Source organism: Oceanobacillus sp. B139/18, assembly GCF_055524595.1.
On sequence record NZ_JBVFXI010000001.1, the window covers coordinates 1,109,004 to 1,130,851 of the forward strand.

Below are 21,848 nucleotides of genomic sequence, written 5' to 3' on the forward strand. Positions count from 1 at the left end.
CGCCTGATTATTGTTTTACGTCATTTTGGTGCTCACGTGTTTTATAGATGATTTTACGAATACTATCCATCGACAGATTATAGATTTGCTCCAATTCCTCAAATGAATAGCCTTCTTCATATAATCGGTAAATCTCTTCATTTCTCTCAGCCAGGGCAAGACGTGATCCATTCGCTTCTCCCCATCCCGCCCGCCGGTTGGTTTGCTTTGGAATATAAACAAGCTCTCCTTGAATATATTTCTGAAGCTCCTTCAACAAATGAGGTGGAAGCACCTCTTTTCCATTTTTATATGACAAGCTGGAACATCCTTTCTATCAAGATGTATGGTCCGGACATGCATTAATTTTTTATTCATCATTAAAAACTCCTTTCATTTGATTTTATTTTACGTAAGCCTTTTCACTTTTAGTATACATTAGTTTAGGAAAGAAAAGGAGACCGCAACATAAATGCGGCCCCGTCTTTTATGATTCCGCTATGCGGAAATCACCTCATGTTTTGTGATCAATTTCAATCAGCCTCCTTTCCGATATTCTATCGGTCCGACACCCTTATTAACTCATATATTGCCCCTTCTGAACAAGGGGGAAAACGATTATAATTATTTTTTACCTCTTTCTCCGATTCGTCATTCTCTGATTTAAACACTCCGCCGCCCCACGTATATCCCATTTAAAGTTATTATCTGCTACACTATAAGTAAAGATAAATTTCTGATTAGCAGTGCTTTAAATTGGGTAAACATAATAAAATCATTCACAAAGACTGCATTATAATGAATAGAGGGAGCGATGGACACAAATGAATAAATGGATGAAGATAGTTGCTGCCTTGACGATGGCAACCTCAATGAACATGGTACTTACACTCACAGCATTTGCTGAAAATGAAATGAGCGATTTACATATTGAAGTAGAATTGCAGGAGGATGGTTCAGGCGTTGTGACAGAACATCGTCAAATGAATATGGATGAAGGTACCGAGCTTTTCATCAATATGGTCAACCTTGACGAGTCAGAGATACTGGATTTTTCAGTTGAAGGGTTTACAAAAGAGCCCGATTGGGACTCTGATGATTCACGGGAAGAAAAGGCAGGAAAATATGGAACAGTATCTACAGATGATGGAGTTGAATTAGTTTGGGGAATTGGGGAATACGGAGAAAATACGTATACAGTAACCTATACATTATCTGATCTTGTACGTAATTTAGAGGATGGTCAGGCTATGCTCTGGAACTTCGATACCTTCTCCGATATTCCTGCGCAAAATTTGACAGTTGAAATCTCTGGATTTCAACCATTTACACAGGAGAACGTTAATTTCTGGGGATTTGGTTTTGATGGAGATATACAGCTGGAAGGCGATCGTATTGTATGGGAGTCAAATGGTGAAGCCGATGGAGATGTAATTGTTTTAACACAATTTCCGGCTGATTTCTTCCAAGCTGAACGAACAGTAGACATGACCTTATCTGAGCAGCAAGAAGAAGCAATGGATGGGTCAACTTATAATTCAAGTGACAATTCTACGCTAATTGTTATCATCGTTAGCTTAGCCGTTGGTTTTTCTTTATTAATCGGTATTGGAACCTTCTTCTTTGTCCGTAAAACAAATCAAGTAAAAAAAGAAGCCGGCGCGATGAAGCCTATCCATAAACGGATAGCGGAAAATAAAGGAAAAACGTATGCAGCCGTGCCTTTCGATGGAGAAGACTATGCAGGTTTAAGCGCCCTTTTAACGCAGATGAACCTTGGATATTTTGAAGATATCTTCCAAGCTTATCTGCTGAAATGGTCTGTGAATGAGAACATCTCGATGGAAGCAGAAGAAGAAAGCAAGGTGTTTGGAAAAAAATATCGAACGACCCTTACCATCAACGATATGGAAAATGAACGTAATAAACATCCGTTAACCTTTAGTGAGCTTACGAACCAAATAGAAGATGAATCCTATGAGGGAACGTATGAAATGGCGTTGTGGACCATGCTCTTGGATGCTGCAGACAGGAATGGCGTCGTCACAGATAATGCCATCCAGAAATGGGGTAAAGAGCATGCGAAGGAAGTCAGCACTGTTGCCGATTATCTCAAAGACTATTCCGAAGCCTATCTGGAGCAGCAAGGATTGTTCTCTTTTGAAGAAATAAAGGTGTTTGGATTTTTACAATCTATTACGGTATCAAGTAAAGAGGGAGAACAACTAGCGGATCGTTTAATTCAGTTTGATAATTATTTGAAGGAATCAGATATCAATCAATTTTCAAATGCTTCCAAGCCACTTTCCTTGAAAGATATGATGCTATGGAGTGCTTTACTAGGTAAAAGCGATAAAGTGTCTAAAAAACTAGAGGATTTAGTCCCTGAAGATAGATACGAAGAGGACCAGGTATACCTGCAATTCTGGTATGGAACTTACTACACCCGTGCAAGCTGGACCACCGGGTTAGCCAGCGGCGGATTTCATTCCAGCACTTCAGCTGCTACTGCGGCAGGCGGCAGCGGTGGTGCCACCGGCGTCGGGGGCGGCGCTGGAGCAGGCGGAGGCGGAGGCGGCGGTGCCCGCTAACCACGTTCTCAAGCTCCTTTAAATTTGAAATATAAGTTTCTATCACTATAAGAAAAAAAGCTCAATTTACTGTTTGAGCTTTTCTTCTTATAGCTCCTTTCCTTCTATTTTGCATTTTCTTTATCCTCCTCGTCTGAATTTTATAAAGTGAATTTATTAAGAAATTTCACAAGCCTTTCATTTACTTTATCAGATTCACGTCCAAGCCATATTAAGTGCCCCCACGTATCAAGTATACATAATTCAGAATCTCGTATTTGTTGATCCGCATAATAAGCATGCTCTAATGGAACAGAGCTGTCATATTCACTATGCATGATAAGCGTTGGACAGGAAATAGCCTGCAGGTTTTTAGAGGTAATTTCCTTTGTTTGAGATAAATCTATTAAAAATCCATAGCCCGATCGTTGGCGTTTGCTCATTCTTTGGATTTCATCGATATCTTTGTCCAACACGCTGTTTTTTATTTCTTTATATGAAAGATTACTAAAGGTAGGTATCATCTGCTTAAACATAAATTCCGGAAAAATATTACTCATATTGGAAACCAATTTCCATGTTACTTTTTCCATAGCAGGACGAAATAAAATCTGTGCTGCCTTATATATTTTATCTTCTGGTGTCAGCCATTCTTTAGTAACAGCGCTTTGTAAAGTTAATGTTTTAACTCTCTCAGGATAGCGAGTTGCAAAATAAAGACCGCTCGGACCGCCAGCTGAGATAGCAAGCAGATGTACTTTGTCAATTTTCAAGTAATCTAATAACTTTACATAATAATCACTGGCTTTGGATAAATTTTCTCCAATTTCTTTTGACGTCATTCCATATCCTGCTCTTGATGGTGTAATTAGCATGAACCCGCTCTTAACCAGCGGCTTATACCCAAATTCCTCATAGCAGTTAGAGTGCCCGCCATGCATTACGAGAATCGGTGTACCCTCCTTTCCAGTAATTGAATATTCGATTGTTTGACCATTTACAAAATAAGTACCGAGTACTCTTTCCATTAATCCCGCCACACCCTTTCACGTATTAGATAGACAAATTCATTCTTTACACAAATAAACCGTCCGTTAGATATATTTTAAAGCTGTTTTATTACAACCAATCATAACAGAAACAAATGAAACCAGGCAGAATTCTAATTGTTTTTTAAATAAAAATTCCATTCGAGATGAAAATTATATTTGATACATGTAGATAGCAATAAGACAAACTAGCGACTTTTTTGATGGGACAAGTAATCGCTGTCCCACTCCCAGTCAGTTACACTACGATAAATTACCGCTATCACAAGAACACTCCCCATCCCCCAGTGAAATCATACTTTATCAAAACTTTATGTTAACTATATGCGCAGCTTATTTTGCTTTGCTATTCTTTAAATTACCGAAAAGGAGCTGAGTACATGGTACAAGAAAATAATGAGAAACCTATTTTAGAAATTAAAAATCTAAGCAAAAAAATTAGCGGGCAAACCGTAATCGATCATATTCATTTTTCGATTCAAAAAGGAGATATCTACGGATTTCTCGGGCCAAACGGTGCTGGTAAAACAACAACATTACGAATGATTACCCGTTTGATATTCCCTGATTCTGGCGACATATTTATCGACGGGCATTCCATAAAGAATGATTCTGTTTTAGCCCTTTCCAGAGTAGGAAGTATTATCGAAAACCCTGCTTTTTATCTTCATCTCACTGCTAAACAGAATTTAAACCTGAGTGCTAAATTAGCTGCCGTCAACGTGCCAAAAACAAGAATCAATGAAGTTTTATCCATTGTTGATTTAAAAGAAGCTATGGATAACAAGGTGAAAACATTTTCTTTAGGAATGAAGCAGCGTCTGGGAATTGCTAATCCCTTATTGTGCTATCCCAGCTTAATAATACTGGATGAGCCAACGAATGGCGTTGATCCAATGGGCCTTCGGGAAATGAAAACATTAATTAAGCATTTGGCAGAAAAAGAGAAGATTACATTTCTGATTTCCAGCCATATGCTGCGGGAAATGGAGGATTTATGTCATAAAGCAGCATTTATTCAAGGTGGGAAAATCGTCGAAGAAGGAGATATCTCCGAATTGTCAGGAGTCTATCAGGTCACTAATTTAGAAGGTTTATTTTTTGCATGTATAAAGGAGAAGTTAACGTAATGAAGAATATATGGACACTGACCTCATTCGAGTTCAAACGTACGCTGACTTCCAAAATGCTGCTTGTCTATACCCTTATTTTTACGGCAATGTATGTTTTAACAGGCATCCTTTTTCATGTTTATGGTGCGGATTCTACCGTAGTTGCTGGGTATGGCCAATCATTCCCTGTGGAAATGCTTCAATCCAGTTTAACATTTACAGCTGTTTTTATAGCGATTTATGTAGGAGAAGTTCTCATACAGGAACGAAATAATGGTACCATCAAATTTGTTTTATTACGTTCTGTTTCCAGATTTCAATATTATCTTTCAAGAATTTTATCCATCCTTTTATTTTCGCTTCTTTTAACATCCATCATGCTTTTTATTGGTTATGTGGTTGGTATTTCTTTCTTTGGATGGGGAGATACGTTTGTTTTTTACTCCGTGGTTACAAGCGGATGGCACGGTGTAGGTGTTACGCTTTTAGCCGGATTAGCTTTTGGTTTTGCTTATTTCATTTTTGGATTAATCGCGTTATTGCTTTCACAGTTTATTCAGCGGATTTCTACGTTAGCAATGCTGATGGGAATATCTACACTCGTCGGACAATATATCATTATTTATGATCAAGTAAAACAATATGCGATTTATGAACACTTATTATTTTTCCACATTAATCTATTTGAAAAGTCCTTTTCCTATAGTGTCACTAGCTTTGGTGTACTTATCGCTTATCTATTGGTGATTGGAACAGCTGGATATTATCTATTTAAAAAGCAAGATCTGTATGTATAAGGGGGACGTATAGGATGCAACAATTAAAGCACGATGTATTTTATATCATCTATAATCGGAAATATCGGTTATTGATATTACTTACCATTTTATTGACAGCAGGATTAACTATTTACACTGCTGTTAATGTAAAGATAGAAGAAGATATTTTAATCCATTCATTTGAAAACTTTAGACAATTCTTTTGGTTACTCTGTGCTTATTTGATAGCCGATTTGCTTTCAACAGATTATCATTCGCAAACATTTAAAAATATTATTCCGAAATCATCCAACCGCAGCGATTACTATTTATCAAAAATAATGACTGCAACAATATTAGGCGTATTTATTTTATTGACACATGTTATAACAAGTTGGATAGTAATCGGTTCGGCTGCAGCAGGAATGGAATTAAATTACTTCAACATCTTCTATCTTTTCTTGGGAGCTTTTCTTTCTCTTTTCCTATTTTCAGCTCTATTGTCTTTTGTCATTACCCTTTCTGGAAAAGAAACAGTCACTATTGGCACGGGACTAGGACTTGTACTCCTGCAAATATTAGTAGAAGGTTTTGATCCAGCTATTTCAGCACATTTTCCAACGATGTATGTAGTCAGCTTAGACGATCTTATTTCAGAAAGCTTGTTAACGGCATTCATTTCGATTGGCAGCTATGTCATATTCACCCTTTTATTATTTATTGGTACAATAAAGATATTCCGTAAACAAGACCTTTTCATTTAGGAGGTACCGATGAATCAGAAAAAAATACTTATTGTTGAAGATGATACTGATTTAGCAAAAATGATAGAGAATTATTTATCCCGGGAAAATTATGATGCAGTAATTTGCAGACAAGGGGATAAGGCTCTAAGCACCATAAAACAATATCGACCGGATATGATTCTATTAGATTTAATGCTGCCTGAAATGGATGGACTGGAAATATTAAAGCAGATAAGAGCCTTCTCTGTATTACCAGTTATTATTATCAGTGCAAAGGAAGCAGAGGTAGACCGGGTGCTTGGTTTAAAAATCGGGGCAGATGATTACATTACGAAACCATTTTCGATTAAAGAACTTGTTGCACGGGTAGAGGCATTATTCAGGCGCTATGATTATACTGCATCCTCCCCTGTTTCAAGTAACATCATCGCATTTGATGATGTCATGATTGACCGGTCTTCGAGAAATGTAACAAAGGATGGAGCGATTGTTAATCTGACCATGAAAGAATTTGATTTGCTGGTATTCTTAGCACAGTCTCCCAATCAGGCTTTCCGTAAAGAACAGCTCTATGACAATGTTTGGGGAATACATGAATATGGAGATATCAACACCGTTACCATTCATGTACAAAAAATCAGAGAAAAGCTGGGGAACAGCAGATACATCACTACTTTACGCGGAATAGGCTACCGTTTCGACGGTGAAATACAATGAAGCAGCGTATTGTAAAAGAACTTATTTGGATGTGTATCGTTACAGCCTGTTTTCCGCTGCTGATTGCTTTTATGATGGTGCAGTCAAATATTATTTTCATTATTATCCTGATAACGACCCTGCCCTTTTTTCTATTCTCTGTTTGGATGATTGCCTATGTGAGAAAACGAATGATCGCTCCTCTCTCCATTTTGGCTGCGGAAGCTCAAAAAATATCTCAAGGGAATTTATCACATCGAATCTCCTACAAAAAAGACGATGAATTTGGACGCTTTATCACTGCTTTTGATCAGATGAGAAACACATTACATCTGCAAGAGCAGCAGCAGCAAACCTTCGAAAAGGAGCGTAAACATTTTATAGACAGTATTTCCCATGATTTAAAAACACCAATCGCTTCGATTTCTGCTTATATTGAAGCATTACAGGATAATATTGCGGAGAGCCCGGAGGAAGAACAGCGATATTTACAGGTCATTCAAAAAAAGATACATGTATTAAGTGACCTTTCCAATCAATTAAACTTAAGCTATGAAACGCCCGAAACGGTTCATTTGGAAACACAACCGATTAACTGCTATGAATGGGCCATGGACTGGCTGGATAATATTCTTGTAGAATGCCAGACAATGGATAGACATGCCCAATTAGAAAATCATATTGACAGTAAGGATGATTCCAGTATCAGTATCGATGTTTATCAATTGGACCGGGCGCTGCAAAATATTCTAAATAATGCCTATCGACATATGAGAGATTTTCTATTGATTAAAATTAGTGTTGACGCTGCCTATTTTAAAATACACATAGTAAATGATGGAGCCCGTCTAAATAAAACGGATATCGATCGCATTTTTGAACGGTTTTATACGGAAGAAGGGCACAATGCTGAGGGGCATCTTGGGTTAGGTCTTTATATAACAGATACGCTGATTCAAGCAATGGATGGGGGGATAACGGCAGCGTTAAAAGGAGATCAAATCCATTTTGACATAGCATTTCCGATTGGAAGGGTTTAATTTGATTAATAATTATTCCTTTTGTGATATAGAGAAAAGCATTCAAAAGATTTTCTTCTGAATGCTTTCCCTTCTTTATTCCTTTTTATTTAATTCAAGAATAATTTATAACTATAAAACATGGATAACACCTGCTCGCCTGTTAAACAATCTAAATTTGTTATTTGAGCATGCTTCAAGGCCTTGTTAAACTGATTTTTTGTAAATAGCTTTTGATATTCTTTATTTACCCATTTATATACAAAATGTTGATACAAATCTTTGTCCCTGGATTGAATTTCAGATTCTTTTCTTGTAAGTTGAATAAAAACAGAATCAACTTTGGGTTTGGGATGAAAATAATCTCTAGGAATTCTTCTTAAAACCTTTATATCAACCTCAGGAAATATGAATAATCCTAAAGCCCTTCGATAATCTGTCAGCCGCTTCGCAAACCCTTCTTCCACAATCAGAAAGCAGAACTCGGCAGCACTTTCAAATACAATCTTTTTTATTATTTTTGTACTTATATTGTAAGGAATATTTCCGTAAATTTTATACGGCTGATTTCCTTTTGGAAACCTATAATTTAATATATTTGCATGGACAACCTGGACATTTTCAGAACGATTGATAGACTTTTGCGTCATAGATACAAATTTAGGATCTATTTCAACAGCAGTAATAAAATCACATATCTTCACAAGCTCTCTTGTGAAATGACCTCTCCCTGAACCAATTTCAATAACGGTATCCTGTTTATTAATATTTGTTCGAGATAATATCTCATGAATATGCTTTTTCGACGTAATAAAATTTTGACTGTCTTTTGGATTTATTCTGTTCATTATAACCCTCTATCCCATTGGTTATAACAAACTTTATTTACTGTTCATTATAACCATTTTGTATTTTTCTTGGTTTATAATGAACGTTTTTAACAACAGCAATGCTGCAAATCCCCATGCCTGCCCTCCTCTATCAATTTTTTAGAAGAACAGACGCTTATCTACAACTGCAATAGATGTAATTCCCATGGCAATTACCTCCAAATATAATTTTACAGATTGATTATAACAAAAGCTGGCAACGAAAAATAGTCTATCTCTAACATTCAGCTGTCGGCAATATTATCCGTACCTCCAAACCGCCATACCTGCTCTGTTTAATCACTGTCTCTCCCCCATGGGAAGAAATAATCTGTTTCACAATCAAGAGCCCTAACCCATGCCTAAGCTCACCAGAACGATTGCTCTCAAGCATATAGTGCGGTGTATTGTTTAAATGTTGAATTTGTTCCTCTGTTGTACCCTTACCATTATCCTCAACCGAAATAATACATTTACTTTCTCTTATAGCAATAGACAGATAAATGGTACAGCCATCCTCATTATGGTTCATACTGTTTTGAATCAGATTGCTTATCGCTCATTTACATCCTCATCCAAATGAAGCATTCCTTCCTCTGCCAGTTTTACAGCAAGGAATCCTGTTAAGAACTTGCTGATAGAACAAGCATTAAATACCGAATCATCATTCACTTTTCTGTTTCCTCCACCTTCCAGCTGGCCTTTATTTTCCGTTCTGTTGATTTGACCGTTTTCAAGCACTGTTATATTCAAGCTAGGAACATGATAAAATTTCATCCGTTCTTCCAGGTCCATGTTTTTCAGCTCCAAATTATCTCCTCCTAACCTAGTAATTTTAATACCTTTATACTAGAGTTTACATTACATGAGTTGTATTTCGCATTTATTTCATCATTTTAAGGATACTTTTGGAATGTTTTATCATGCCTAGTAATCCAATCCCTTTTTTTGCGTCTTTCGTTAATTTCGCCCCAGCTATGTTTTTAATCTTTTCTTCCGCATTAGAATAATTACCAGCATTAAATATCGGTTGCGGATCATATTCAATTGCTAATTGAATCGCTTTGGTTTCCTCTTCTCCAGCTATTTTCTCCGATAAATACAAAGTCATATCTATCCCTGCCGACACACCCGCAGCAGTAATATATTTTTCTTGCTCCACGATTCGTTCTCTAACAGGAACAGCTCCATACTCACTTAGTAGATTGATTGGCTTCCAACGAGAGGTTACTTTTAACCCAGCGAGCAACCCAGCTGCAGCCAACAGCATGGATCCTGTACAAACAGACGTCGTCCAGCTTGTGGTTTTGTCTACTTCCTTTATCTATTTCAACACTCGATTATTTTTCATCTCTTTCATAAATCCAATTGTTGAACCTGGTATTACTAAAATATCCGCACTTTTCATTTCGCCGATACTATATTTCACATTAATATCAACAAAACCTGAATCTGCTTTTATTTCTCCCCTTTTTTCCGCAACAAAATATACTTCTGTATCGTCCATATTCCTTAAAACCTCATAAGGACCTATGGCATCAAGCATGGTTATGCCATCTTACACGTAAATGATTACTTTCATATTTCCCTCCATTTTTATTAAGACTCTATTCTGAAACATAATTCTTTAGGTTTCTGATTAATACATCAGCTATACATCTAATATTCAGACAGCAAATCTATATCGCAGCTAAAAAAGGATATACTTTTATAAAAAGCATATATCCTTTCATTTATGGTTAAATAACTATTAAAAAAGCAGATCTAATTGCAAATAATAAGATTGGAAACAACTATTTTTGACCATGACTCCAGCGTATCGAAATGTTGTTTCAGTTCGGTTTTTGTCATCCATAGCCCTGTAAGCTCCTCTTCCTCTGACTGAATATCTTTATGATTTAACACGATTTCATAAACAATCCCCAGATGGTCACTATCCACACCATCATTCGATTTGATAATACCTTTCATTTCCAGCTTTTTAACCATTTCTGCTTTTATTCCCGCTTCTTCTTCCAATTCGCGCCAAAGCCCATTCTCAATAGAAAGCTGAATATTTCCAGGCACTGCATCTTTTTCTCCAACGTGCCCTCCTAATAGCCCTTTTCTTCCAGCTAATCTGCTTTCTCCGACATTTGCTCCCCGCAAAATAAAGAAATATTCCCCGTTATACCGGACAATAACATAGGGAATTGGATGGCGTTGACTTGGATGGTACTCTAGTAAACTGCGTTCTGCAATTCTATAATCCATGAGAGGCAAATGCTTTGCTTTGCTGAATCCTAATGGAATTCTTTCTAAATCCGTTTCTTTGAAATATAAAATTTTTTCTTTTGTACTCGGTTTATTCTTTTGTAAAACGTCTGATTTTATCTTATTTAAACGTTCCCATTCCTTCGATTCAACAGGATATTGCGATCGTGCAATTAATATTTCTTCCATACTTTTTTCTCTTAGAGAACTTTCATCACTATCTTGAAATAAAGCATCCTCATTCTCTTTTATAAAAGCGTCCGTTGTTTCTTGTTTTATCATAATATCCCCTTTACCTTCATTACGCCCTACTCTCAGTACGCAAATTATTCCACCAGCTTATTCTGAAATGCATAAATCACAGCCTGAGTCCGATCTTGCACCTCTAACTTTCCTAAGATATTGCTGACATGAACCTTTACCGTTTTTAAAGCAATAAATAATTCATCGGCAATTTCCTGGTTTGCTTTTCCTTTTGTCATTAGCAATAGAATTTCCTTTTCCCGCTCTGTTAATTGCTCATGTAAAACTGTCTCCTGCTTTGTGCGCATACGGTTCATAATTTTCCCGGTGACTTCCGGCTCCAGAATAGACTGCCCTTCGTAGGTGGCACGAATCGCTTTGGCAATTTCACTGGCTTTCGATGTTTTCAACATATAGCTTGTAGCTCCCGCTTCCAATGCAGGATACACTTTCTCGTCATCTAAAAAGCTGGTAACGATTATAATCTTCGCCTCAGGCCAGGATTCAATTATTTTCTTCGTTGCTTCGATTCCGTCCATTTCCTTCATCACAAGGTCCATTAAGATAATATCCGGGCGGAGCTCTAATGCCAGTTCAATTGCGCGGGAGCCGTCATCTGCTTCTGCAACTACCTCAATATCCGGCTGTGAAGAAAGATATGCAGATACGCCGATTCGTACCATTTCATGATCATCGACAAATAAAACGTTAATCATTCGTTGTATCCTCCTTTCTTAAAATAGGCACCTTTACTTCCAAACGCGTACCTTCATTTGGGAGACTGATAATTTTTAATGTGCCGCCAACTTCATAAGCACGTTCATGCATGTTCTGCATTCCGTAAGAGCTTGTTTTGACAGCTTCTGTCTGAAATCCAACCCCGTCGTCCACAACACGCATAATAATGTTTTCATCACGTTCCAGTAATAAAACTTGCAGGTTTTCCGCTTTCGCATGACGCAATGTATTGGAGATAGATTCCTGAAAGATGCGGAACAGCTGATCTTCTACCCCTTTATCAACCTGGAATGCTTCTATTTTTGCATCGATTTCTAGAGGTACTTTTTGGGTTAATTCCTTTAAGAGCCCTTCTACCCCTTCCTGCAATGACTTGCCCTTTAATGCAACTGGACGCAGATGTAAAAGAAGCGCACGCATTTCCAGCTGCGATTGGTGAATCATATTTTCCACCATATTTAACTGTTTATTTAATGCCGGATCCTCCGGCGGTCCTGCCTCATTGATTGCCGACATCAGCATTGAAGCTGCAAAAAGCTGCTGACTCACGGAATCATGCAGTTCCCGGGCTAAGCGGTTTCTTTCCTGTTCCACTACTTCCTGCAGGCTTTGTTCCCGTTCAGTTGCTCTTTCCGTTGCAATCTTTTGTACATGTTCGGTTTGTATCCGCAGTTTTTCTTGGACTTGATTCATCCGTTCCGTAATAGACTCCAGCTCTTTAGGCACATCCTCTGTATCAGGATACCTTTCTCCCTTGATAATGCCCGTAAGCATTTTTTCAATTTTTTTCAAATTACCTTTCCAATAATAACCAATAATAGCCCCAACAATAGAACCAAATGTAATCACAAAAGCCAGCACAGTCAAAAGAAAGGAAACATCACCAATTTTCCCTTCCCATAGCGCGCTCCACCCCGCTGATTCATCTACGGTAAATGTAACAAAGGTTGTAACAATCGCGGCAATAGCCAAAACAAAGCTGCAGGCGATAGACAAGAGAACAAAACGGATAATTGTATTCATACGCGCTTCACCTCAATGTCCCCGGAAAATAAAGAGGTTACAATCTTCACTCTTTGATGTGCCGTATTATAATTTTTTGTTTCATAGTGAAGTGATTTGTTCATTAGCCGCCCGTGATACACTCCAAAAATAGATGCTCTACCAAAGATGGAACTATGATGAATACTGACTTCTACTTCATAAGGCACATAAATCTCAATATTCCCTGCGAGATGCCGGATGGAGATGACCGCTGTATCATAAGGAAGGACCGTATTACTTAAATCAATCACACGGTCTCCATATATCCCATGCATATTGACGTCCTTCCATTGATAAGCCGTTTCCTCCGTCCGAAAATCATCAAAAAATCGTTCATCAAATAAACGATCCACCTGCACAAGGGGTTCTTCCTCTGTCAAACTCGATTTATTAGGCAGCTCCGGCTTCTCCTTGCTGGGTTCTTTCGTTGATTTGATATAATTTAAAATAATAATGGCAATAGCAACGACAATTAAAAACCGTACCGCAAGTAAATTAAAAACATTTAGAACGAAGGATATTGCAGCAATTGCAAATACAATCTTCCACCCAAGGGAATGCAGCCTTTTCCAGCTGAAGTAAACAAAGAAACCGGAAATTAATGCCGATATCAGGGCTCCTCCATGGAAGAAGACAATTTCAAAAACAAGAAGAATGGCGACGGTAATCCATATCCAATTTAGGTTTCTTGTGGGAATCTGCTTGAACATCCTTCCATTCTCCTTTCCTTGATTTCATATGTAAAATATACAGGCGCAAGAACAGCCTGCACCTGTATAAGTATACCATGATTTTTCATTTTCCAGCTATCAATTCTAGTTTATTTCTTTTTCGTCCAGTCTCTTTTCAATCGCAGCAATTTTATTATCGAACGTGCTTTGATAGTAGGCACTGTTTACTCTGTACTCCAGGTTTTCGATATATTGCTCCATTTCTTCAAACTTGGAGAAAGGCTTTTCTGGTGACTCATCCACGACACGATTGATTTGGTGATTTGCTTTGGCTATATTTTCCCGGCCCATCAGCTCCATACGGCGCAGATGCATATCCTTCAGGCGATGCTTCATTTCTTCGTATTTCTGCTCCAAATTTTCCAGCTGCGTGATTGCCTCTTCTCTGGACGCTTTCATGCGATCAGCACGATTTTGATATTCTTCATGCTCTTTTAAAGCAAATTCATGCATTTCCTCTTCCTGCGCACGTTCGGCAATTTGTGCTTGTTTTAAGCGCTTATCTGCAAGATCTTGTGCTTTCATATATTCACGAGCAAATTCTTCCTTCAATTTATACTGACGGTCAATCAGCTTTCTTACTTTTTCTTTTTCCTGTTCACTTTGGCGTAAATAATGGTTTAGTGCTGCAATCGGATTTTTTTGTTCCTTTTTGTCCATCATCGTGTGTAAATCTGCAGAAATAGATTCCTTCATTCGTGTAAAAATATTTGTTGACATCATCAATCTCTCCTTTGAATGTTATTCATTTTATTTATTTAACTCTGCCCACTGTTTTTCAAAATTTGTAAATGGGTCATCCTCTTCCTTTATTTCGTGGACAACAGAGCCTTCCGGTGTGTTCCAATTCTTATAGATAAGGTAAAGTGCATAAGCTGCGGCAACACCTAAAACTGCATAAATGTTAGAGAATGTGATGCTTACAACTATCAATCCCAGGATTACCCATCCTACTTTAGCAGCGGTGGAATCTGTGCTGATAAACTTTTTAAAGCATATATAGAACAGCCATACACTTAATGCAAGTAATACCATCGGGCCAAGATTTGCGAGCAGTATCAGTAATGCAAGAAGCCCTCCAATAAACAACATGAATTTTTTCATTCCGTTTTCCTCCTCTTGTTATTGTATCTTTATCTTACCGGGGATTTTGTTTTCTCGTAATGAGCCTGAGCAATATCTTTGTCTAAGCCTTAAGGTCTATCTCCTTCTAAACCTCCTAAGCAGCACAGTTACAAGCCAACAAGCAACAGCTGCTAAAATGCAAAAATGGAATGATACCTCTTCTGACTGAGATACCATTCCATTTCTATTCTGCCTATTCTGTTTTAAATGTAAGTCCTTTGTTCTCCAGCGCCTTTGTCAGAGCCGGCATCGATGCTGGACCAATGCCATGCAGGGCTAGTATTTCTTTCTTGGTATGAGCTGCCAGCTGTTCTTCTGTTGAGATACCTTCATGGATAAGTGCTTTTCCTGCCGGAGCAGAAAGCGTTGCTAGAAAGCCGCTCTTTGGTTTATTTTCTTTGTCACAAGTCAGACAGCTTTCACAATCTGAACTTTTAAAGAAAACATGTCCATTCTTACATACTTTTCTTTGTTTTTGACTAGTCATCTGATTTCCTCATTTCTTATTTTACATTTTAAAGAATAACATTCTAACCCATTAGTTTACATAATATAATTATGGTTATCTAAAGGCGCTTCTCCATGATTATTTCTCCCTCCGGATCATACGCTCCTGTCCGGGCGAATCCGTGCTTTTTATATAATCGTTCTGCTTGGCTATTTCCCGGCACAAAGCTTAAACGTATGATTTCCACATCATAATGCTCATGGATGTACGCTTCAATTAATGGGATGAACTGATTGGCATAGCCCTGTCCCTGATAGCGGTAATCAATCATAAACCTGTCAAACCAAATACTTCTTTTTTCGTCAGAATAAAATCCGACCATAGCATAGCCGGCGGGTTTCTCACCAGCATAGAGCCCAAGCGATGTGGTCAATTGTTCAATAAAACTCTCTGCTAAACAAAAGGACACAGGCTCGATGAATGCTTTTTGATTTTCAGCTGCTTCTAACCCAGCAATTTCTCGCCAATTTTCCTTATTTACTTTTTTGATATAAAGAGACATCCATATGCACCGCTTTTCATTATTTATTCTTATTATAAGATAGTTCCAGTATATATGAAATCCCCCTGACACGATGTATAATTCCATCATCAGGGGGATAGTATCATTATTGTTATTCAGCTAACGCTTCTCTTACCTCCTCACGAAAATCTTCCTCCGTTACTAATTTATCCGTCAATGCCTGCACCTGCATTGCTGCAACCTCCAGTTCTGACAGATTGAGATCATTTGTAAATAAAATCATCTCAAACCGGTTTCCGTCCTCATCTTCTGCGTAAACGGTCTGATTCAAAACAAAAGCAGTGCTTCCGCCTTTTTGCGCTGTACGTATAATGGAGTCATTCTTTAATTCTAAGCTGAAAATAGCATCCAATTCCTCATAAAAAGCTTCCGAATAATGTTCTTTATTATTTAACATCTTCATGATTTGATGATAATCTTCCGCAGTAGCATGCGTCAGCCGGTCGGACCAAACCTTTTGTATCGACATATCATTAAGCGGGGCAGCGGCTTCCTCTTTTTCCGCTTCGTCTAATGGATTCTCCTGCCATTCTTCAAAAAGGTCAACCGCTATTTGCCGGTAGGCATCATCATCCAAATCACGTAATGCTTCCTCTAATTGACCTTCTTCAATCCCCTTATCCTCTATTACTTTTTTGGAAATGATAATACTTGCTGTTAACGGATAGAGAGGCTCGTGATTGTTCAAATTGAGTTCTTCTATCCGATTGTTTACTTCTTCTAACCCTAATCTTTCAATTAAATAATCGGTATTGGCATTGGAACTGAAATCCATCATACCTCGTGCAATTTGTTCCAGGGAAACGTCGCCTTCCTCGTCTTCCAATGTACTTTTCCAGGCATCATGTGCTCCGCCATCTGTATTCGGAAAATAGTATTTATCTACTTCCTCCATCGCTGCCATTTCAGCAGGATCGATATCCCCTTCTTCCGCCTGGCTGGCAAATTCAATCGCAATGATTATTTTAACAACACTGGCAAGCGGCATAGCTAAATCTGTATTGATCTCTGCTAAGGCCTCATCATTCCAGGTGGCTAGAAAAGCAACCCGGTCCGAATCTTTGTTTTCATTGATAAATTCCATCAAAAGTCCTGTTGCGGGATCCAGATTTTCTTTGTTTTCTTCCAAAGCTTCCTCTTGTTTCATATCATTTGAACCGGCTTCCCGCTCTTCTTTCTTATCATTGGAACAAGCTCCGAGGAAAACCAGAAGACCTACAAACAATAAAGTATAAAATTTCTTCATGAAATCCCGCCCTTTCCGATTAATTTCCAGCCACATCCCGTTTTTTAAAGGTGAGCCATCCTGCTGCCATAAATACGATATAATAAACAAGAAGAACAGCAATGGAAAAACCAAGTGATGTTCCTTCAATTATCGGTGTTCCTTCAAAGATTTCTTGAAGGTTTAGATGTGCGGTCAACAGATATTTCGCAATTTCGTATTGGCTTACCATCATCGTAATAATTGGTGCAGCAATATAAATAACAATACTTGCCGCAATAGCCATGGCACTTCCTTTGAATAAAATTGCAATCATAAAGGATAAGGTTGCCACTATAATTAACGGTACAAGCTGAAAGAGGATATCCTTACCAATGGAAGCAATGATAGAGACTTCCGTATAGCCTGAACCCATATTATCTACAATGGTTGGATTCCAAGCATCCACACCGAAAAAAATAAGTCCGATAAGTAATGATAAAACGATTGTGTAGAGGATTAACACAACTGCAAAAAGTAACACCGTAATATATTTTGACGCTAACACAGTCCCTCTTCCCGCTGGTCGGATAAGTAATAATTTAATCGTGCCCCATTTATACTCATTTGAAATAATTTTAGCGGCAACAACAATAATAAAAATCGTGATAAAACTGATATAGGAGATATTTTCCGCCACGAAAGCCCACATATCATAAGCCGGAACCTCTAACCCCATCGACTGATATGCCTGCATGAGTTCCCCTTGGAAGGTTTGATTTATCATCATGCTTTGATCCACTACAAAGTTTGTAATAAGTGCACTGCCAATAAGGAGAATCGCCAGGATAATATACATTGCCCAGGTAGATTTATAATGATGCAGTTTGATAAATTCATTTTTTATAAGCTGGCTTAAATTACTCAATGACATTCTCTCCAATCAAATCGAAAAATTTATCTTCTAACGTGCCTTTGGCAGCTTGAACCTCATATACATTGATATCATGGATTAATAATTCTTTAAGAATCACTGGGATTTGTTCCCGTTTGACCGCCGTTTTTAAGGTAGTTTCATCCACTGCCTCTACAAATAAAGCATCCTCCTCCAAACGATCTAAATGCGCTTTTGCAGTCTGCGCATTACTTACAGAAATGGCGTACTCTGAAATATCACTGTCCTCTGCCTTTCGGTTCTTCTCTACATCCTCTACAGCGATTAAAGCACCATTTTTTATAACACCGATACGATCACACATCAGTTCAATCTCAGACAATAAATGACTGGATACAATCACACTGACTTTTTCTGTCTCTGCCAAAGTACGAATATATTGGCGGATTTCCTTCATTCCAGAGGGATCCAGTCCATTTGTAGGCTCATCTAAAATGAGAATCGATGGTTTATGTAACAAGGCCTGAGCAATCCCCAGCCGCTGCCGCATTCCGAGAGAATACCCGCCAACCCGGTCATTGACCACTTTTTCAAGTCCAACTAATCGAACAACTTCTTCTATCCGCTCTTTTGTCGTACCTGGAATCATCCGGGCGAACTGTTCTAAATTCTTTCTTCCTGTTAAAAAGGGATACATCTCCGGATTTTCCACGATCGCGCCAACCTCTCTGATGGCTTCACTATAATCCGTTTGGATGCTTTTACCGACAATGTGGATATCCCCTTCTGTCAATTTCATCAAACCGACCATCATCCGGATTGTTGTCGTTTTACCGGCTCCATTCGGCCCGACAAAGCCAAACACCTCCCCTTGTTTTATTTGAAAGCTGACATTTTTAATAATTTCTCTATTCTTGATGCGCTTACTCACATTTTTTAATTCCATTGCAATTTCTGTCAATTCTAGTCCTCCTCTTCCAATCTTTCTTCTTAATCAGGTTATACGAAAGAATGGAATAAAAGTTTCAAATTCACCAATATTTTTAAATACTTCGTTTATTAAGGACAATCGTTCGAAAAAATCTTATGGAATGAAGTTTTATTTTATGAATCTACATTTTCCACGTGAAAATGTGTTAGCTCCTATTAAGTTTGTCTAATCTCTTTTTTCTTCCTTGCGTATATTGAATGAGAAAGGAGGGATAAGCTATGTGCGGTCATCACTCATCCAGAAAAAAATGCGAAGATCCTTGTCGCAACACAAGTCGTCGAGGGGGCGACTATCGTCAAAAAGATCATAAATCCAATCATTGTGACAACAGACATCAAAATCGTCACAGATGTGGAAGCAGGCATGAAAATTATTGTCACTGCCGGAAACATCAAGGAAACGAGCAGCATCACAGATGCGGAAACAAGCATGAAAATGGTTGTTGTAACCGGGACGGTCACAGAAACGATCATCACCGATGTCGTGAATCGAATCATTGCGATAATAACAGGAATAAAAGGAAGTTCTGTTTTTGCTGTAACCATTTCTACTAATTAGAGCTTGCGGACAGATAACCCTCACTTTTTAAAAACAGCCCAAGCTATCAGAGGTAGAAATCTGATAGCTTGGGCTGTTCGTTAGAAAATGGTTCTTTTTTATTTTGGAAAACGCAGCTTATCCCTAATACTTTACTTATCTTTCTTTTTTCATGCTGTCAGGGAGCTTGGACAGCTGCTTACGGAATAAATCAATGAAATTTTTTGTTTTCCAGTACAATCACTTTGGCAGTCATGGAATGGCTCATTTTTTTGGTTTCCTCTACTAATCGGTCAATTTTTTCACAACATTGCTTCGCGCCGGCAACCAGTAAAGGTTCGCCTAAGAAATTAATATTTAACCCTCTTGCTAAGAAGCCACCAACAGACATTACAAATGGTACAGTAGGAGAGGTATTAGAAATAATAACCTTTTCACTTAGCTGATTTCTTTCTTGTAACAAAGCAGCAAACTCTTGTATTGCCGGCACAACATATTTACTATTTCTTCTTCCAATAGTGTATACCGGATTATTGTCTTCATCGATACCATGAAAAATAAGCTTACCGAGGTCATGCTTCGTTAATTTATTAAAATACCTGACGCTTTGTATCTCATCCTTGGTCAGCTTTCGATTTGAAGGTAGTTTTTTTAAATGATAGGCTGCTGCAAGTGAAGTGGTGTGCGTGCCTCCATAATCATTGTATATATAAATCAAATTACTTCTCTCCTTTCCGAAATACCACGTAATCAATTGAAATCTTCATGCTTGCTTTTCTAATTTTGTTCTCTCCGTTTTGAAATACTTTCCTGTTATGGATAATCAAGCTTTATTATTATCTAAATCCAAAAAAGAATACATATTACATACCTAAACAAACATTCGAAAAACAAAATGGCTTATTCTCTGGTCATATAAAAAGAGGATGAACGTATAACCATTCACCCCATTAAATAAATGTATTGATTTGCTTAAGATTTCGTATAATTCAAATTCCATATAACACCGGTGTTTAAAAGATTAAGTGGTGTTCTTGGTTTTTCTTAATGAAAGCATTCCTTCTTTTTGATTACGCAATTGATTTTTAAAGATACATATGGATACAAGCACTTACTTAATCATCCCCATTAGTTATTGAAAAAATTCTCAGTATAAAACGGCTGATCACTTTCATTAAAGTCCACGCCAATCCCTAGATGGCTGAAATCCCGATGTAAAATATTTTCTCGATGCCCCTCCGAATTCAATAATCCCTGATGCGCAAAAACACTGCTGAATTGCCCATATGCAAGGTTCTCCCCTGCACTTAAGAATGAAATATCATCTTCCTTCATCCGGTCAAAAGGAGATTGTCCTTCTAAATTAGTATGGCTGAAAAATTGATTTGCGGCCATATCTGTACTATGCTTTCTCGCTGTTTCTCTTACTGCTTCATCCCATTCTAAAATAGACAGCTCATGCTTTACGCGAGTTGCATTGGTCAAATCAAATAATTGATACTCCAAGCCTTCTTTTAGAGCCTCACTGCCAGGTGTATAAAGGGTGCTTTTGGCAGATTCCATATCCTCATCTATTAACTGAATTGCTGTTACTTCTTCTGATTCATGCAGGTCATAAAAAATGGTTGCGTAGGTTCCATCCATATGATATACATCATATTCGCCTTCGCTTTCAATTTTATAATTAAACCAGCCATTGCGGATTATTTCTTCCGGCTCCCCTAATGTCTCGTTTACAAACGACTTGGAATCTCCCAAGGCAATACCCTGCTGAGAGGATAGTAAATCCTGATTGGTAAAGAGTCCACGCACCATGTCTTGTTCATCATAAGCAACCATCATAAAGTTTTGATAGTTTTCATGATAGGTGAACCATTCCACTCCATACTCATTCTCACTTTGCCGCTTAGCTTCACCATACATTTCTTCCACCTGTCCTCTTGTGTCACCTATCTCTACATTGCCAACGGAGAATGATTGTTCCTCCGGAGTAGTGAGCTCCGGTGTTTCTACTTGTTCATACGAGGTGCCTGTTTCAGAATCAGTAAAGGATTGAAAAAAAGAAGTTGCTTCATCTGCTACTTGACGGAAGTAAAAGTCATTATCTATCGCTTCTGAAACAAAATCGCTTGCAGAGGAAAACGTATCACTGACAGCATCGGGGATGACATCGCGGACCGGGTCTTCCCATAAAGGCCTTGTCCAAATGGCTAACAGTATCATAAACAGCAATAATAATAATCGCTTGAAAATAGCTA

Annotated in this window: 25 protein-coding genes and 1 pseudogene; 7 read left to right on the forward strand and 19 right to left on the reverse strand. The window is 38.0% G+C overall.

The window, feature by feature from the left end:
- Positions 1-7 precede the first annotated feature (7 nt).
- The gene (locus ACZSMY_RS05425; RefSeq protein WP_193062083.1) at positions 8-298 is read right to left on the reverse strand and encodes a CD3324 family protein; all 291 of its coding nucleotides are present in this window, start codon (positions 296-298) and stop codon (positions 8-10) included.
- Between the two features lie 505 nt (positions 299-803).
- Between ACZSMY_RS05425 and ACZSMY_RS05430 the strand changes: the two genes are divergently transcribed.
- Positions 804-2,570, forward strand: coding sequence for a DUF2207 domain-containing protein (locus ACZSMY_RS05430; protein WP_465147535.1), 1,767 nt, complete (start codon positions 804-806; stop codon positions 2,568-2,570).
- 140 nt (positions 2,571-2,710) lie between these two features.
- Here the strand turns inward: ACZSMY_RS05430 and ACZSMY_RS05435 are convergent, their stop codons facing one another.
- On the reverse strand, positions 2,711-3,577 hold the full coding sequence (locus ACZSMY_RS05435) for an alpha/beta fold hydrolase (RefSeq protein WP_193062081.1): 867 nt from the start codon (positions 3,575-3,577) through the stop codon (positions 2,711-2,713).
- Positions 3,578-3,978: 401 nt separating this feature from the next.
- Between ACZSMY_RS05435 and ACZSMY_RS05440 the strand changes: the two genes are divergently transcribed.
- The 5 genes from ACZSMY_RS05440 to ACZSMY_RS05460 are packed head-to-tail and all read left to right on the forward strand — an operon-like array spanning position 3,979 to position 7,950.
- Complete coding sequence (locus ACZSMY_RS05440; protein ID WP_465147536.1) at positions 3,979-4,728, forward strand: ABC transporter ATP-binding protein; 750 nt, start codon at positions 3,979-3,981, stop codon at positions 4,726-4,728.
- Positions 4,728-5,507, forward strand: a complete 780-nt coding sequence (locus ACZSMY_RS05445; protein ID WP_042533871.1) for an ABC-2 transporter permease — start codon at positions 4,728-4,730, stop codon at positions 5,505-5,507. The genes ACZSMY_RS05440 and ACZSMY_RS05445 overlap by 1 nt, the downstream gene beginning before the upstream one ends.
- Before the next feature lie 14 nt (positions 5,508-5,521).
- Positions 5,522-6,232 carry a hypothetical protein gene (locus ACZSMY_RS05450; RefSeq protein ID WP_042533870.1) on the forward strand — a complete coding sequence of 237 codons (711 nt, stop codon included), beginning with the start codon at positions 5,522-5,524 and terminating at the stop codon, positions 6,230-6,232.
- Between the two features lie 9 nt (positions 6,233-6,241).
- A complete protein-coding gene (locus ACZSMY_RS05455) occupies positions 6,242-6,931 on the forward strand; it encodes a response regulator transcription factor (RefSeq protein ID WP_042533868.1) in 690 nt (229 codons plus the stop codon).
- A complete protein-coding gene (locus ACZSMY_RS05460) occupies positions 6,928-7,950 on the forward strand; it encodes a HAMP domain-containing sensor histidine kinase (RefSeq protein ID WP_465147537.1) in 1,023 nt (340 codons plus the stop codon). Before ACZSMY_RS05455 ends, ACZSMY_RS05460 begins: the two co-directional genes overlap by 4 nt.
- Positions 7,951-8,039: 89 nt before the next feature.
- Here ACZSMY_RS05460 and erm read toward each other — a convergent pair whose 3' ends face one another.
- From erm to ACZSMY_RS05535, 15 genes and pseudogenes are all read right to left on the reverse strand, one after another.
- Positions 8,040-8,777, reverse strand: a complete 738-nt coding sequence (gene erm / locus ACZSMY_RS05465; protein ID WP_193062079.1) for a 23S ribosomal RNA methyltransferase Erm — start codon at positions 8,775-8,777, stop codon at positions 8,040-8,042.
- A 259-nt stretch (positions 8,778-9,036) separates the two neighbouring features.
- Positions 9,037-9,330 carry a sensor histidine kinase gene (locus tag ACZSMY_RS05470; protein WP_042533863.1) on the reverse strand — a complete coding sequence of 98 codons (294 nt, stop codon included), beginning with the start codon at positions 9,328-9,330 and terminating at the stop codon, positions 9,037-9,039.
- Between the two features lie 20 nt (positions 9,331-9,350).
- Positions 9,351-9,608 (reverse strand): serine hydrolase, encoded by a 258-nt coding sequence (locus ACZSMY_RS05475; protein ID WP_042533861.1) that lies wholly within the window; start codon positions 9,606-9,608, stop codon positions 9,351-9,353.
- A gap of 73 nt (positions 9,609-9,681) precedes the next feature.
- Positions 9,682-10,344, reverse strand: a pseudogene (locus ACZSMY_RS05480) (DJ-1/PfpI family protein).
- Between the two features lie 218 nt (positions 10,345-10,562).
- Positions 10,563-11,333, reverse strand: a complete 771-nt coding sequence (locus tag ACZSMY_RS05485) for an NUDIX domain-containing protein (protein WP_052485056.1) — start codon at positions 11,331-11,333, stop codon at positions 10,563-10,565.
- A gap of 44 nt (positions 11,334-11,377) precedes the next feature.
- Positions 11,378-12,010: a response regulator transcription factor gene (locus ACZSMY_RS05490; protein ID WP_042533859.1), complete on the reverse strand. Its 633-nt coding sequence runs from the start codon at positions 12,008-12,010 to the stop codon at positions 11,378-11,380.
- Positions 12,003-13,055 carry a sensor histidine kinase gene (locus ACZSMY_RS05495; RefSeq protein WP_193062078.1) on the reverse strand — a complete coding sequence of 351 codons (1,053 nt, stop codon included), beginning with the start codon at positions 13,053-13,055 and terminating at the stop codon, positions 12,003-12,005. Before ACZSMY_RS05495 ends, ACZSMY_RS05490 begins: the two co-directional genes overlap by 8 nt.
- Entirely contained in the window at positions 13,052-13,786 is a 735-nt protein-coding gene (gene liaF / locus ACZSMY_RS05500) for a cell wall-active antibiotics response protein LiaF (protein ID WP_042533856.1), read from the reverse strand. The genes ACZSMY_RS05495 and liaF overlap by 4 nt, the downstream gene beginning before the upstream one ends.
- Before the next feature lie 105 nt (positions 13,787-13,891).
- Positions 13,892-14,527, reverse strand: coding sequence for a PspA/IM30 family protein (locus ACZSMY_RS05505; RefSeq protein ID WP_042533854.1), 636 nt, complete (start codon positions 14,525-14,527; stop codon positions 13,892-13,894).
- 30 nt (positions 14,528-14,557) lie between these two features.
- On the reverse strand, positions 14,558-14,911 hold the full coding sequence (locus ACZSMY_RS05510; protein ID WP_455725850.1) for a lmo0954 family membrane protein: 354 nt from the start codon (positions 14,909-14,911) through the stop codon (positions 14,558-14,560).
- Positions 14,912-15,125: 214 nt separating this feature from the next.
- Complete coding sequence (locus ACZSMY_RS05515) at positions 15,126-15,419, reverse strand: helix-hairpin-helix domain-containing protein (RefSeq protein ID WP_465147538.1); 294 nt, start codon at positions 15,417-15,419, stop codon at positions 15,126-15,128.
- A gap of 79 nt (positions 15,420-15,498) precedes the next feature.
- Positions 15,499-15,942: a GNAT family N-acetyltransferase gene (locus tag ACZSMY_RS05520; RefSeq protein WP_212929558.1), complete on the reverse strand. Its 444-nt coding sequence runs from the start codon at positions 15,940-15,942 to the stop codon at positions 15,499-15,501.
- A 112-nt stretch (positions 15,943-16,054) separates the two neighbouring features.
- A complete protein-coding gene (locus ACZSMY_RS05525; RefSeq protein ID WP_455725851.1) occupies positions 16,055-17,209 on the reverse strand; it encodes a serine hydrolase in 1,155 nt (384 codons plus the stop codon).
- A 19-nt stretch (positions 17,210-17,228) separates the two neighbouring features.
- On the reverse strand, positions 17,229-18,095 hold the full coding sequence (locus ACZSMY_RS05530; RefSeq protein ID WP_042533845.1) for an ABC transporter permease: 867 nt from the start codon (positions 18,093-18,095) through the stop codon (positions 17,229-17,231).
- Positions 18,088-19,023 carry an ABC transporter ATP-binding protein gene (locus ACZSMY_RS05535; RefSeq protein ID WP_465147539.1) on the reverse strand — a complete coding sequence of 312 codons (936 nt, stop codon included), beginning with the start codon at positions 19,021-19,023 and terminating at the stop codon, positions 18,088-18,090. Before ACZSMY_RS05535 ends, ACZSMY_RS05530 begins: the two co-directional genes overlap by 8 nt.
- Before the next feature lie 393 nt (positions 19,024-19,416).
- Here ACZSMY_RS05535 and ACZSMY_RS05540 point away from each other — a divergent pair, with 393 nt between their 5' ends.
- Positions 19,417-19,611: a hypothetical protein gene (locus ACZSMY_RS05540; protein ID WP_341172930.1), complete on the forward strand. Its 195-nt coding sequence runs from the start codon at positions 19,417-19,419 to the stop codon at positions 19,609-19,611.
- A 190-nt stretch (positions 19,612-19,801) separates the two neighbouring features.
- On the opposite strand, the gene ACZSMY_RS05545 is transcribed toward ACZSMY_RS05540, so the two are convergent.
- Positions 19,802-20,308, reverse strand: coding sequence for a DUF3189 family protein (locus tag ACZSMY_RS05545; protein ID WP_042533839.1), 507 nt, complete (start codon positions 20,306-20,308; stop codon positions 19,802-19,804).
- 410 nt (positions 20,309-20,718) lie between these two features.
- Positions 20,719-21,813: a CAP domain-containing protein gene (locus ACZSMY_RS05550; RefSeq protein ID WP_465147630.1), complete on the reverse strand. Its 1,095-nt coding sequence runs from the start codon at positions 21,811-21,813 to the stop codon at positions 20,719-20,721.
- Positions 21,814-21,848: the final 35 nt, after the last annotated feature.